The 14,471-nt window shown below is 36.2% G+C and carries 15 protein-coding genes; 3 read left to right on the top strand and 12 right to left on the bottom strand.

What is annotated here, in order from left to right:
• Positions 1–323: 323 nt before the first annotated feature.
• Positions 324–1,163: an aldo/keto reductase gene (locus DEX24_RS15580; protein ID WP_109307318.1), complete on the top strand. Its 840-nt coding sequence runs from the start codon at positions 324–326 to the stop codon at positions 1,161–1,163.
• 52 nt (positions 1,164–1,215) lie between these two features.
• Here the strand turns inward: DEX24_RS15580 and DEX24_RS15575 are convergent, their stop codons facing one another.
• The gene (locus tag DEX24_RS15575) at positions 1,216–1,587 is read right to left on the bottom strand and encodes a winged helix-turn-helix transcriptional regulator (protein ID WP_109307317.1); all 372 of its coding nucleotides are present in this window, start codon (positions 1,585–1,587) and stop codon (positions 1,216–1,218) included.
• Positions 1,588–1,664: 77 nt separating this feature from the next.
• On the opposite strand from DEX24_RS15575, the gene DEX24_RS15570 reads away from it, so the two are divergent.
• Complete coding sequence (locus tag DEX24_RS15570; protein WP_109307316.1) at positions 1,665–2,846, top strand: MFS transporter; 1,182 nt, start codon at positions 1,665–1,667, stop codon at positions 2,844–2,846.
• 257 nt (positions 2,847–3,103) lie between these two features.
• Here DEX24_RS15570 and DEX24_RS15565 read toward each other — a convergent pair whose 3' ends face one another.
• From DEX24_RS15565 to lipL, 6 genes are all read right to left on the bottom strand, one after another.
• A complete protein-coding gene (locus DEX24_RS15565; protein ID WP_109307319.1) occupies positions 3,104–4,549 on the bottom strand; it encodes a DHA2 family efflux MFS transporter permease subunit in 1,446 nt (481 codons plus the stop codon).
• Between the two features lie 462 nt (positions 4,550–5,011).
• The gene (locus DEX24_RS15560) at positions 5,012–6,520 is read right to left on the bottom strand and encodes a DUF1846 domain-containing protein (RefSeq protein WP_109307315.1); all 1,509 of its coding nucleotides are present in this window, start codon (positions 6,518–6,520) and stop codon (positions 5,012–5,014) included.
• 646 nt (positions 6,521–7,166) lie between these two features.
• Positions 7,167–7,664, bottom strand: coding sequence for a YwgA family protein (locus DEX24_RS15555; protein ID WP_109307314.1), 498 nt, complete (start codon positions 7,662–7,664; stop codon positions 7,167–7,169).
• 14 nt (positions 7,665–7,678) lie between these two features.
• Positions 7,679–8,968 (bottom strand): HD domain-containing protein, encoded by a 1,290-nt coding sequence (locus DEX24_RS15550; protein ID WP_109307313.1) that lies wholly within the window; start codon positions 8,966–8,968, stop codon positions 7,679–7,681.
• Between the two features lie 80 nt (positions 8,969–9,048).
• Entirely contained in the window at positions 9,049–9,318 is a 270-nt protein-coding gene (locus tag DEX24_RS15545; protein WP_109307312.1) for a YuzB family protein, read from the bottom strand.
• A 67-nt stretch (positions 9,319–9,385) separates the two neighbouring features.
• Positions 9,386–10,225, bottom strand: coding sequence for an octanoyl-[GcvH]:protein N-octanoyltransferase (gene lipL / locus DEX24_RS15540; RefSeq protein WP_109307311.1), 840 nt, complete (start codon positions 10,223–10,225; stop codon positions 9,386–9,388).
• Positions 10,226–10,436: 211 nt separating this feature from the next.
• Between lipL and hemQ the strand changes: the two genes are divergently transcribed.
• Positions 10,437–11,210, top strand: coding sequence for a hydrogen peroxide-dependent heme synthase (gene hemQ / locus DEX24_RS15535; RefSeq protein WP_109307310.1), 774 nt, complete (start codon positions 10,437–10,439; stop codon positions 11,208–11,210).
• A gap of 380 nt (positions 11,211–11,590) precedes the next feature.
• Here the strand turns inward: hemQ and DEX24_RS15530 are convergent, their stop codons facing one another.
• The 5 genes from DEX24_RS15530 to DEX24_RS15510 all read right to left on the bottom strand — a co-directional run bounded on the left by DEX24_RS15530 (position 11,591) and on the right by DEX24_RS15510 (position 14,458).
• Positions 11,591–12,358 (bottom strand): HAD hydrolase family protein, encoded by a 768-nt coding sequence (locus DEX24_RS15530; RefSeq protein WP_109307309.1) that lies wholly within the window; start codon positions 12,356–12,358, stop codon positions 11,591–11,593.
• 423 nt (positions 12,359–12,781) lie between these two features.
• A complete protein-coding gene (locus DEX24_RS15525; protein WP_109307308.1) occupies positions 12,782–13,165 on the bottom strand; it encodes a DUF423 domain-containing protein in 384 nt (127 codons plus the stop codon).
• 17 nt (positions 13,166–13,182) lie between these two features.
• Positions 13,183–13,461, bottom strand: coding sequence for a DUF5327 family protein (locus tag DEX24_RS15520; protein ID WP_109307307.1), 279 nt, complete (start codon positions 13,459–13,461; stop codon positions 13,183–13,185).
• On the bottom strand, positions 13,458–13,634 hold the full coding sequence (locus tag DEX24_RS17575; protein ID WP_109307306.1) for a uracil-DNA glycosylase: 177 nt from the start codon (positions 13,632–13,634) through the stop codon (positions 13,458–13,460). The genes DEX24_RS15520 and DEX24_RS17575 overlap by 4 nt, the downstream gene beginning before the upstream one ends.
• Before the next feature lie 110 nt (positions 13,635–13,744).
• Positions 13,745–14,458 carry a uracil-DNA glycosylase gene (locus tag DEX24_RS15510; RefSeq protein ID WP_109307305.1) on the bottom strand — a complete coding sequence of 238 codons (714 nt, stop codon included), beginning with the start codon at positions 14,456–14,458 and terminating at the stop codon, positions 13,745–13,747.
• Positions 14,459–14,471 lie beyond the last annotated feature (13 nt).

Below are 14,471 nucleotides of genomic sequence, written 5' to 3'. Positions count from 1 at the left end.
AGCACCCGGACTGAGCGAAGCGAGGGAGAAGGCTGGAGCCGTGCCCGCGAAAAGCGTCCGCCGGAACGGAATCAACGGCTACGAGAAAAAGCGAGGACAGGAACGAAATTCGTTCCTGTCCTCGCTTTTCTGTGCATAAGTGGACTTTTTCAGTGCCCTCGTAAAATGGGGCAGCTTTTTTGCGTTTATTATTTTTCTGCACTATATTCCGCCGCCCATCATTTGAAACCATTTTGTTCCTATATGACAAAAAAGTGCGTACTTCTCAAAGTTTAAAAGGGCGCGCATACTAAGTCTACAACAACTTATTGGAGGGAAAATAAATGAATACAAATTTACAAAACACAACTATATTAAATAATGGTGTCGCCATCCCAAACATTGGATTAGGTGTCTTTCAAGTACCAAATGAAGAAACAGCAGCAAGCGTAAGTACAGCAATTAAGTTAGGTTATCGTCATATTGATACTGCTGCTATTTATGGTAATGAAGAAGGCGTAGGGACAGGTGTAGCAAATGCTTTACGCGAAAATAATTTAAGTCGCGAAGAATTATTTATTACATCAAAAGTATGGAATGACCAATTAGGTTTTGAAGAAACAATTGCTGCTTTCGAAGAGAGTTTACAAAAATTACAATTAGATTATTTGGATCTCTATTTAATTCATTGGCCTGGTACAGACAGCTTTCAAGATACTTGGTTAGCAATGGAATCACTCTATCGCTCTGGAAAAATCAAAGCAATTGGTGTATGTAATTTCGACGTATCCCATTTACAACAATTAATGAGCTTTGCGACGATTAAGCCCGCTATTAATCAAATTGAATTACACCCTAAACTGCAGCAACATGCTGTCCGAGAATTTGCACAAACACATAATATTCAAATTGAGGCTTGGGCACCATTAATGCAAGGCGGTTTATTTGAACATGAAACATTGCTTGCTATCGCAAAAAATCATCAGAAAACTGTAGCTCAAATTATCATCAGATGGCATATTGAAAATGGCATTATTGCTATTCCAAAATCAACAAAAGAGGCACGGATGATTGAAAATGCAGCTATTTTTGATTTTGATCTAACTGCGGATGATCTCACAACAATCCATGCATTAAATGAAGACCAACGCGTCGGACCAAATCCAATGACGTTTAACTTTTAATAGGTATATTAAAAGCCGGAAATGTGGGTTTTCACATTTCCGGCTTTCGCTATTAACCGAGCAATTCTTCATCGCTTTTAATCAGGCAAATATTCTCACCATCTTCAATACGTTTTTCAATATGAAGCTCTCCCCATGAACATAAAACACTCAATACTGGCTCTAATTTTTTGCCGTATTCTGTTAGCGAGTATTCAACTCTAGGTGGGACTTGGTTATATGATTTACGAATGATTAAACCAGATTCATCTAGCTCACGTAGATGTGCAGTCAACATTTTTTGTGAAATGCCTGGAATTAAACGGCGAAATTCAGAAGTGCGAATCGCCTCATGGTGATTAAGATGGCATAGTATAACTGGTTTCCATTTACCACCAATTGCGTCGATTGTCGCTTCTACACCAATATTATAAGTTTTTTGCATCGTACATCTCGACCTCTCGTCATTATGAATTATTAAATCGTACTATACCTATATCAATAATGCAAAGGAGTTTCACTATGACTAATCCACAACGTCCAAAATGGACATTATTAGCGTTAGCAATTAGTGCTTTCGCAATTGGTTCAACAGAATTTATAAGCGTTGGTTTATTGCCGCTTATCAAAGATCAATTTAATACCACCCTACCATTAGCAGGTTTGACTGTTTCGCTTTATGCACTTGGCGTTACAATTGGAGCACCATTATTAACAGCCTTCACTTCTCGTCTTGGCAGGAAAAATATATTATTACTTGTTATGCTTATTTTCATCATTGGGAATTTAATCGCTGCAGCTGCACCAACTTTGACGATTCTTCTCGTTGGTCGTGTCGTTTCTGCACTGGCACATGGTGTATTTATGTCTGTTGCTTCCGTCATTGCAGCTGATGTTGTAGCACCAAATAAACGTGCAAGTGCCATCGCTATTATGTTTAGTGGCCTAACGATCGCCACTGTAACAGGGGTCCCACTCGGAACATTTATTGGGCAAATTTCAACTTGGCGTATGTCTTTCATTTTCATCGCCTTAATCGGTGTAATTGGGCTTATTTGCAACATCTTGCTCGTACCTAAAAACATGCCTAAATCTTCACCTGTATATGTCCGTGATCTATTCACCGTTTTAAAAAATGGTCGCATGGTACTCATTTTTTTAATCACAGCAATCGGTTATGGCGGTACATTTGTTATTTACACATTTCTCACACCTATTTTAGCAACAAAGCTTGGCTACAGTCCAAGTGCCATCGTGATTATACTTGTTGTCTACGGTCTTTTCGTAGCAATTGGAAACACGATCGGTGGACGCTATTCGAACACCAATCCACTGCGTTCCTTATTTTTCATGTTTGCAGCATTAGCAATCGCTCTTTTAGCCATTCATTTTACACTAACGATGCCCATCATTGGCTTGATTGTCATCTTATTTATGGGATTATTCATGTTCATGAATGTTCCAGGTTTACAATTATATGCTGTACAGTTAGCTGAAATTCATATGCCTAAAGTAGCTACAATGGCTTCGGCGCTTAATATCGCGGCGTTCAATATCGGGATTGCTGCTGGTTCATATATTGGCGGTATTGTCGTCAAACAAACTTCTCTAGCTGCTACTCCGATTGTCGCAAGTATCATCGTTGGGATTGCAACTTTGATTACCGGTGCTTGGTTGCTCTATGAAAAAAAACAAGCGCATTAAAAAATGAGGATACCACTTCCTCTTTTCTTTTTAGCTCTACATCAAATATTGACATCACGTGATTTGATTCTTACGTATGTTTTCTAGCAAAAATCTGCGGCCTCTTTGAACAAAATACGTTACTTTCACTCTATGTCTATTTCTTATTCCATGTATTTTCCGCATGATAAGGATCAGACCAGCTTAGCCTCTTCTTTTAACGGGCAAAAAAATGAGAAATCGCCTATCGCGATTTCTCATTTTTTATATACCGTTCTTTACTCTTTTTCTTCTTTATTTTCTTCCGTCGTTTTTTTATTTTTTGGCAGGAATAAAGTTAATAGTAACGCGAGAACTGCCATTAAAGTCATATAATAGTACGTGTCATCTGCACTATGAATTAATGCTCTGATCCCTGCATTTGTATTTGATAAAGAATCGTCTAAATCTAGTAATTTTTTCGTGTAAACATTCGTATGTGATGTGTAGATTGCAATGATTAACGCCGTCCCAATTGCTGCAGATACTTGACGTAAAGTATTCGTCATTGCTGAACCATGATCGACTAAATGTTTTGGTAGCGTATTTAAACTTTCTGTCATTAATGGCATCATCAAGAAACTAATACCAATACGTAAGAATAACGTTCTGACTGCTAAAAATGTAATTGTTGTGGAAGCGCTTAAGTCAGTGGCAGCCCATAAGCATGGAATCATGATAACCAGCCCAATGGTGAACACGATTTTCGCCCCGAATTTGTCTAAAAGTTTACCTGTAAATGGTGATAATACAGCGTTGGCAATTGCTCCAGGGAAGAGCAGCAAACCCGCATCCAACGGTGTGAAATCTCGTCCTTCAGCCAAGTATAATGGCAGAATAATCATATCTGCGTACGTAATCATCGTTACAAGGAACATAATTCCTGTAACCATGCGATATGCTTTTATTTTGAAAATGGATAGATTTAACAAGGGATCTTTCATTTTTAATTGACGTGAACAGAATAGCACGATGAATACAATACTTATTGTCAACAATGTAATAACAAATGGATTGTACCAACCTCGACCACCTGCTGCACTGAAAGAATACAGTAGTGCAATTAAACCAATTGTAGAGTAGATCACACTCTTAATATCTAATTTTGCTTTTTCAGTTTCAGAGACATTTACCAAGCTTCTATAACCTAACCAAATTGTTAATAAAACAAATGGTGTTAGTCCTAGGAATAACCATCTCCAAGAAAAATCATATAAAATAAATCCTGAAAGTGTTGGTGCGAGCGCTGCACCAAATATAATCGCTAAACCCACAATCCCCATAATGGTACCGCGTTTTTCTTTTGGATAGATGATCGTAACAATCGACATTGTTAATGGCATTAAAATAGCCGCTCCGATTGATGTAATAAGGCGACCAAATAGTAATAAATAAAAATTGCCAGCAATACCACTAATCAAACCACCAATGAGCAGCGAGAACATGGCGACCATAAATAATTGACGTGTTGTAAATCGTTTCATTAAATAAGCCATTAATGGGATTAACACACCACTTACCAGCATGAAACCAGTTGTTAACCACTGAACAGCAGTAGAGGAGACATCAAACATATCCTTAAAGTAACTAAGAGATACATTTAAGATAGACTGATTGATCGTTGTAAAAAAGCCACCCAAAGTTAATACCGTTACTAAAAGTTTTTTATTTATTTTCTTCTCTATAATAATCACCCTCAATTCATGATAGTAATAATTTATACCCCAATATCTTCAATTAATATCATAATATGACCTAATTTTTCTGTTATTAAAAACATTTCTCCTTGAAAATCTTCTACAAAGCTGATTAGTCTGTATTGTTCATGGCATTCTATAAAATTTTTATTTATTTTAATTCATGTCATCGTTATCATTTCCATCTGATTAATGAGACAATTTTTGTTATAAAATTAATTTAAACCCCTATAAAAACAGGTTTATCAATTCGTTTAAGTGGTATTGGTTTTATTCACTTACGCTGTCTAGTTAACGTGATAAAAATCACTGGCAGTTAGTGTATGCCCTATACATTCAGGGATAAAAAAAGCCTTTGAATGAATTAACAATGACTAGAAAAACCTCATCATTCCTAATTAACTCAAAAGCTATTGATTAAAATCTTATTTTATCTACTAAAAATACATATTAATTATAGTATAAATTTTCAGTTGGATATTCTGCATCACTTGTCATATCAATACCCAGTTTTTTAAATGTCTGCTCGTTTGCACGATTTACGATCACAGTTGAATGGGCTTTCGTATCTTGTAATTGCGGTAATTGTTTATACGCCAATTCAGATGTTGGATTTGTCACAGCGCTAATTGCTAAAGCAATTAGTACTTCATCGACTGTTAATGTCGGCACACGACTGTTCAAATCATCTGTTTTTAGACGTTGAATGGTTTGTAAGATTACCGGCGATAATAAATCAATTTGATCGGCAATATTAGCGAGCTTTTTCAAACTATTTAAAATCGCTGCTGCAGAAGAATCCATTAAGGTAGTCGTTCTACCGGTAATCATTTCACCAGTCTGCAACTCAATGGCAATAACCGCTTGATTGTTTGTACTATTGAGTTTTTCTTGTAATTGTTTTGCATAGCTACGCGCAGGTAAAACGGGTGCACGGTCTTCTTTTTTTAGTTTTGTTTCTTCTAACATCACACGCATATGAGCAACGCTATCTTCATCAGCAAGTCCTTTTTTATAATCATTTTCAACGATGAAACTGCGACGGATAATTTCTTGGCGTGCTGCCTCTTGTACAATTGCATCATCAGTGATGCCAGATTTCAGACGATTGACACCCATATCTGTAGGTGATTGATAAACGGATTCCTTACCGGTAATTTGTTCGATAATACTTTTAATTACAGGGAAGGTTTCAATATCACGATTATAATTAATTGCTACTTTTCCATATGCTTCATAGTGATAATTGTCAATCATATTGACATCTTTTAAATCTACTGTTGCTGCTTCATAGGCAATATTAACCGGATGTTTTAACGGTAAATTCCAAACTGGGAAGGTTTCAAATTTAGCATATCCCACTTTATTACCTAATTTGTTTTCATGATACATTTGATTCAAACAAGTTGCTAGCTTACCACTTGATGGCCCTGGTGCCGTTACGACAACAATCGGTTTCGTTGTCGTAATATATGGATTTTGTGCAAAACCATTCTCCCCCATAACCGCACCAACATTTGTTGGATAGCCAGCAATTTCACTATGTGTAGATACTTTAATACCGCTACGTTCAAGTTTTGTCATAAAGACTTTAGCAGTTGGTTGACCTGCGTAACGTGTAATCAGTACACTATTAACTGAAATGTCGTATGCGCGATATTCATCAATAAGACGTAAAACATCTTGATCATACGTAATACCGTAGTCTTCTCGTACTTTATTGCGCTCAATATCTCCTGCATAAACACATATAATGATTTCTACACTATCTTTTAGTGTATGCAGTAATTTAATTTTTGCATCTTCATCAAAACCAGGCAATACACGTTTAGCATGCTTATCACCAATTAATTTGCCACCAAACTCTAAATATAATTTATCATATTGTTGCACACGTTCTAATATATAAGTCGATTGTTCCAACAAATACTTTTCTGAATCAAATCCTATTTTTCTCACTTATTTTCGTCTCGCCTTCTTGCGTTAAATACGCGCTAAATTTTAAATCTTCTTATTATTATAAATTACATATTATACATCTTTGGCACTTCATAAAACGACTAACTTACCAAAAAAACACTTAAAATCATTGATTTAGCAAACTTTTTTCATCATTATCTTTTTTATAATAACATACTAAAAATAAATTTCTTCAAAAAGCCCGACCATACATTATACACATGTTTATAGTCATTTGAAAAGACTGTTTGCAAATAAAATAAGGGATGTTCAACGATTGAGGGAGCGTCCATGTTTTATACAGTTCCGATGGCCATCTATCGAATAAGAATGAATTGATGAGAAGAATAACCACTCCATTCCCCCATGGATTAGCTAGTAGATAGCATGATCAATAGGTATTAAAATGATCGATTTATTCATATGTCTAAAAAAACGTATATTCCACCCTTATACCCTATTTTCGTTGCAAATTTTCATTGTTTAGTAGAAAAGATGTACTAATCAGTTATAACCAATAAAATAATGCTTTGACAAACTAAAAAAGACACCTCACATCAGGTATCTTTAAAGTAGGGGTCTAGAAATCATCACTATCTAAATAAATAGTTCTCTAACTCCTAAAAACCATAAGTAAGAAGTACACTTAAAATTGTTGTAAATTATCGATAAATAAGAATGCATTTTGTAATTCATCATCTGTCAGCTTTAATGATGCTTTGACCGTCTTCACTTTTTCTATTCGTTGTTTTTGTGTTAAATTATCAAAAAATAATAATGTCGCAACTAATTCAAGAAAACGTGAATTTTGCTGATTCATTAAGATGATTGTCTTTTGCAATGCGAGTGAAGCTTCTTCAATAATAGAAGTGAACTCTTCCCCTTTAGCCGTTGCACGATAACAATATTGACTATACGATCCTTTATTCTCCATTTTTTCTTCAAGAAAACCGAGATTGCATAATTCTTCAATTCTAACAGTAAGTTCATCCGAATATGGACCATACATATGAAATTTATATTTTTCTTGAAATGAAAAATCAAGTTTTTTTGCGATGAAAATCATTTTTTGTAATTTTTTTCTGCCGGTGACCTCTCCTGCTAGCGACATAAACTGAACGACTTTGGCATGGTCTTCTAACACGGTTGCGCTCACTCCTATCTATTGATGCTCTTTACTATTTTTACATGTAGGGGATTGCTGCCATCAAGCAAGTCTTTCGGGTAATATAATTTATGGTCTGTACGACGTTTGCCAGAAATGGCATCGACAATATCAGATGAACGAGATAATTCTCGTAGTTCTTTATTGGGCATTTGCAAGTAAATAGGTACCCTTTCCCCCTCTTCACCAGGGCGATAAAAATCATAGGGTAAATCGGATGACGAATCCATTACTAAATAATACTTTGGATTGATACCAGCTTCTTCAAATAATTTTTCTAATTCAACTAGTTTCTCCCAATCTGTAGCTGGGTCAACTTCCACAAATTTTAACAGATGACGATTTAAAAAGCGGCTACTTAAATCACTTAAAATCGTATCATTTTCCGTCGTCCAAAATTGGAAATAAGACAGCATGATACTTTCATCCAATGCAATATAATCTGCCAGTTGAACATCACCTTCAAAAAAGCTATAAAAATGCGTTGGCGCAAATTCAAAAGTATACCCTTCTACATACAAGTCTTTTGCACGCTCAAGTGTTTTACGTAAAATAACTTCCGCACTACGCGATACGGGGTGGAAGTAAACTTGCCAATACATCTGATAACGGCTCATAATATAGTCTTCAATGGCATGCATACCTGATGATTTAATGACAATTTGATCTTGTAATGGACGCATAACTCGTAAAATGCGCTCCATATCAAAATGGCCATAACTCACTCCTGTAAAATACGCATCACGCTGTAAATAGTCCATTCGATCCGCATCAATTTGACTGGAGATTAAGCTGACAACTTGTTTATTTCCATATGTTTTTGCAATCACATCTGATACTTTTTGTGGGAAATCTGGTGCCACACGTAACAACACCTCATGCACTTCTGTATCCCCCATAATAATGGCACGCGTAAACTCCTCATGATCCAAATCAAAGACATGTTCAAAAGCATGTGAAAAAGGTCCATGCCCTAAATCATGAAGAAGGCCTGCACAAAGTGTCACCAAGCGTTCTCTTTTATCCCATAGCGGTCGATTACTAAATGCATCATCGACCATTCGACGAACAATTTCATATACCCCTAGAGAGTGGCTAAAACGACTATGCTCTGCCCCATGGAATACGAGGTAGGTTGTACCAAGTTGCTTGATACGACGTAATCTTTGAAATTCCTTTGTTGCGATTAAATCCCAAATCACTTGATCTTGTACATGAATATATTTGTGAACGGGGTCCTTAAACACTTTTTCTTCAGCTAATTTCTTTGTTGCATATTGCATACCACACCTCCACTATTTATTATTTCTTCCATTATAAATAAAAATGTCACCCTTGCATAAGGTGACATATCTTTCATTTGTTATTCTGCTAATTCAGGCTCAATAAATCCCTCTGGTAAACGCTTTTGAGATTTTAATTTCTTTATAACCTTTGGCATTAATTCGTCTTCAGTATGTGCTGCACATGGTCGATTATTAACGAAGGCAAACGTCTTTCTCAAACCCGGTCCACAATATGAATGGCATTTAATATCGATCTCCGCTTCCGGATCAATTGCTTGTAGCTTCGGAATTAATGTTTTTAGGTTAACAGCCTGACATTCATCGCAAACTCTAAATTCGTTTGCCATAGTGCCGACAGTCCCTTCTTTTTTCAAATTTCACTATCGCTTAGTTTAGCGGTATTTCCAACAACAATCAACCTTCTTTTGATGCTAACATCTTTTGATTTCGTTCAAATACACGATTCAAGTAGAAGTTATATTGTTCAAGTTCTTCAGGCTGTAGACCGCCCATTACGAGCTGATTTGAACGGTGAAATAAAAGTTGTTGTAAGTTTTGAACAGTTTGTGACACCGTCAATTCTTCACCTAAAAGCTCAGATAATGAGGCCATTACTTCTGGCCTTACAGTTGGGTAGACATATTTTGTTTGTTCATTTTGAAGCGCAATATCATAAAATTCTCGAATCAACTTTGCACGCTCTGCACCGCTGCCTTCAATAGATAAATAAATTTGCACGGCCACACCCTGTCTCAAACGACGTTGTGAAATACCCGCGAATTTTTTACCATCGATACTCAAGTCATAAGAACCTGGACAATAAGAACCGATAATTTCATAAGCTTCAATACGCTCTGCCGCCTGCGGAAAAAGTTGGCGTATAAGTTCGACCATTAAATCATAACCACTATTAATATCGATGCGTCCATCTTGCTCAGATACAATCATAGAAATATTTAAAATACCGGCATCTAATACGACGGCTAGTCCACCAGAATTTCGAACGATTGGCGTATACCCTTTACTTTGTAGATAATCCATACCCGCATGAATGAACGGGAGACGATGGTCTTGAATACCGAGAACGACTGATGCATCATGTACCCACGTCCGAATCGTTGGATATGTGAGTTTTTGACCGACTAGATGACAGAGCGTGTCATCTGCAGCAAAAGATTCCAATGGTGAACTAGAACGTCCACTTACTGATTGATCCCATAAACGCCAAACATCTTGCTGTAAATATTCTTTCATCTTTTTTAGCTCCTGCATATTAGATTTTATAGCGTGCTATCACAACTTCTTTCTAGTTTACCACACTGTATTTCGGAACTCTTTTTTGCTGTATTCGGCAAAAAAACAGGCTTCGTGTCAAATTAGTGAATAGGTGATTTGTTTCTGCGTATTCCTACTATTCAATGCTATAATATAGCAGAATGAATCTCATTAAAAGGAGTGTTCTAAAATGATTGAAGCAGCACAAACACTTGATGGCTGGTATGTTTTACACGAGTTCCGTTCGATGGATTGGACTTCTTGGAAACTTGTCTCTAAAAAAGAGCGCACAGAAGCCGTCGAAGAATTTTTACAATACTTAGAACGATTAAATGAAGCAGATCTAGCGAAAACTGGTTCACACGCAATCTATTCAATCGTTGGTCAAAAAGCAGATTTCATGATTATGACTTTACGCGAAACGATGGAAGAGTTAAATGAGCTTGAAACAGATTTTAATAAATTAATGATTGCAGACTTTACCGTTCCTACTTATTCATATGTATCGGTTGTTGAGCTTTCTAACTATTTAGCGTCTAAGAAAAATGCTGATAGCGATGCACCTGTAGAAGACCCATATGAAAATCCACATGTACGCTCTCGTCTTTATCCTGAGTTACCACGTTGGAATCATGTATGTTTCTATCCAATGGACAAACGTCGTCAAAAAGGCGCAAACTGGTATATGCTTGATATGGATGCTCGTCGTGATATGATGCGTAGCCACGGTCTAATTGGGCGTAGCTATGCGGGTAAAGTAAAACAAATCATCTCTGGTTCAATCGGTTTTGATGACCATGAATGGGGTGTTACTTTATTTGCTAACGACGTATTAGAATTTAAAAAACTCATATATGAAATGCGCTTCGATGAAGTATCAGCTCGTTATGCTGAATTTGGTGAATTTTTCGTTGGTAATATTTTAGATGAAGATAAATTACGCAAAATGCTTGCCATTAAATGATAAAAAAAGAATCGGTTGATTCAAAATAAAAAAGAGCCTGAGACAAACGTATTTTCAATAGAAAAAATCCCGTATGATTTTTCGGAATCATACGGGATTATTCATTTCACTCCATTCCCGCAGGAGTCGTTTTCAGCGCGTTCAATTGATTTGATTATTCGTATTGGAGACATACTATTTTTGTTCTATCCCAGGCTCTTTTTGTATATATTTTTATAAATTAGGTGGAAAGCTTTTAGAGCCTCACTGTATATTCTCTTAATTTTGTTGCCCTTCATACATAAATTAGATGAAGCCGCTCCTGAGAAAAGTATCGCCCAAAATGAAAATATATATAGCCCTTTAATGTTGGCTAAGATTTTGGCTCAGCCTCTTCTTTTTTATCTTACTGCATATTTAACACTTAATTTTTTACAGGTTTCCACAATTTTTGGTTCGATGCGCTCATCGATCTCCACTACTTCATCTGCATATTGTTGAAGCATTGGGTTTTTCCCAATCAATACAGTATATTGTGCATGATCAAACATCGAGACATCATCATCATCCCTACCAAAAACGACATAATTGCGTTTTTGTACGCCTAGCGTTCGTAAAGAATTCCATTTATTTAACCCAGGTGGCGTCATTTCAATCATTTCACCATCATCGATGAGCTTCATATTAATTTTTAAAGTATGCAATTCTTTTATCATTCCCTGACGATTAGAAGCACTTAAAATAGTGATTTTCCAAGCGTTTGGAATGGCATCTATTGGCAAATTCTCAGCTAGTTTGAATGGATCAACAAAGTTTATAATTCGATGATACGCTCCCCCAGTATAAGCATAATCCCAATCACTTTCAATTAAATAAGTAGCATCATATTTCAAAATAATCTCTTTTAATTGAGTAAATAATGCAGTCGAAAAGGCGACGATTTGCTCGACATTTCCTCTATAGCAAATGACTGCACCATTACCTCCAATTAATTTATTATGATGAAAACGTTTGTTTAATAAAGCCATCATATCGCGTATTGATTTTGATGATACAAATATTGTTTCGTGACCTTGCTCTGCTAAAAAAGTGAGCATTTCCGTTAGATAAGGTGAGACGATTTTTCCGTTAAAGGAAATCGTTTCTTCGAGGTTAAATACAAATCGCATGTTCTCACTTCTTTCTTAACGCCTTCTCAGAGGTTATTTTATTGAATAATACCCCGTATTCCACCTAAATAACATGTTATGAAATAAATTTATCCTTTTAAAATACTATTTAGCCCTTCTATTTTCCACGAAAAACCTACTATTTTTGACAAAGAAAAATATAGTACAGTAAAACTAGGAGATCAACTAATTTATTTCACTCAATGGCCTGGTTAATTAATTGCCCCTGACTAAAAAAAGGAATGACAGATAGTATGGCCAAAAGCCATATTTACCAATCATTCCTTCATTAAAGTGACGCCCTTCTAATAAAATCCAGCGTTCCACAAACAAGTAGATATCCAACTCGTCATAGACTATATTTCTGATTCACGCCTGCTCTAAACTCAGAAAGGACTGTATAATCTTAACGTCTTCATTTTATTATTTAGCGAATTTTTTAGCTGCGATGATTACAAGGAGCCATCCAGCAAGAAAACAAACGCCACCGATTGGTGTAATTGCCCCTAAAACTTTAATTCCTGACAATGATAAAACATAAAGACTACCAGAGAATAATAGAGTTCCAACTACTAGTAAGTTCCCAGCCCATCTTAGTATTTTGACATCACCTAATAGATTTTTACTCATTAAAATACCAATCAGTATAAGACCAATCCCATGAGACATTTGATACGTGACACCTGTTTCCCACACATCAACATAATCATTTTTTGTTAATACATCTTCTAAAGCATGTGCTCCAAAAGCGCCTAAAGCTACTGCTAATAAAGCAATTATTCCACCGGTCATTATAAAACGTTTCATCCTATTTTACATCTCCTTTAAAAATCAAAAATCGAGTCGCCATTCGCGCCCTTTTCCTGTAATCTATTACCTTCTGTCGGTGTCGTTGTTTGGTGATTTGAAATTACTTGCATTTGCTGTGGTTGTGTTGGCATTACTGTTGATGCAGTATTTGATGTTGTATTCGTATGCAAAGCTAAGTCACATAACGCACGAATTGCTGATAAGCTTTCACGCTTTTCATGATCGCTGACCGCTGTTTGTGCTGTCGCCGCATGCTGCTTGATTTCTGCAATAATCATGTCATAAGATATCATCGAATCGGTCCCTTCTGTTTTTCTTCATATTTTAAACAGTCCATTCCTGACGAACGCTTCACGACATTCGATGGAATTTCTCTTGTCTTAAAGCCATACGCTTTACATGCTCTTGGCATTTGCGGCTGCCAAGTTACCATAAAATACTTACATGAAAAACAATTTGGTTTCACATTGTTTACGACCCTTCATCATTAAATTTACCATCCTTTCAAACGACTTGAAAGTTCATCTTTCACTATTCATAAAAACTTCAATTTTCCGGTCATTCATCTGTCATAACTTAGCCCAACCAGTTAATCGTGTTCTTTGTCGCTTCAAAACCAGTAAATTTCAAAAAATCATCCTCATTTTCTTCACTGACGCGTGCGGGGTGACGGCTTTCATAAAAATGACCACGAACGATATATTGACGCATTTGTTGTGCTTCTCTGCCCCATAAAAACCACTTAATATGTGGATTTCGTTGCCCTATATAAGCGAGCACCTGCTGTGAAAAAACAGCCCATATGTCCTTATGGGAATTCGGCTTATCGACCTCACAAGTAAATGATGTATTTAAGAATAACACGCCTTGCGATTCTAATGATTCATACCATTCGCTTGGTGGCTTAATCGTAAATTGTCCATTCCTTATCTCTTCTTTAATTTCTGCATATTTTTTAATAGCACGATATGTTTGAATACCCGTCATATTTTTATGCACGAGGCGAATAATATTTTTCATCGATGTTTGACGATATGGAGCGAGCCAATCATGTAAATCGCCTACTTCAAATGAACGACCAGTTGCCACACCCTTTGCCGGATATACATCTTGTCCAAGCCATATTACTTTTACCGCATCGAGATCAATCGTTAAAAAACGTAATATGATTGCTTCATCGCTCGGATTGTAATTTACGCCCAGCTGTAATTCAATTTTATCTAACTCCACAAGAATCGTTTTCGTCAAAAAATCCTGCCAAGAATGATGTATATTTTTTGGTAAAATCATTAAATTCTCCTTT

The sequence above is a fragment of the Kurthia sibirica genome (assembly GCF_003143975.1).
In the GTDB taxonomy this organism is placed as follows: Bacteria; Bacillota; Bacilli; order Bacillales_A; family Planococcaceae; genus Kurthia; species Kurthia sibirica.
This window is presented reverse-complemented; position numbering and strand designations above follow the sequence as displayed.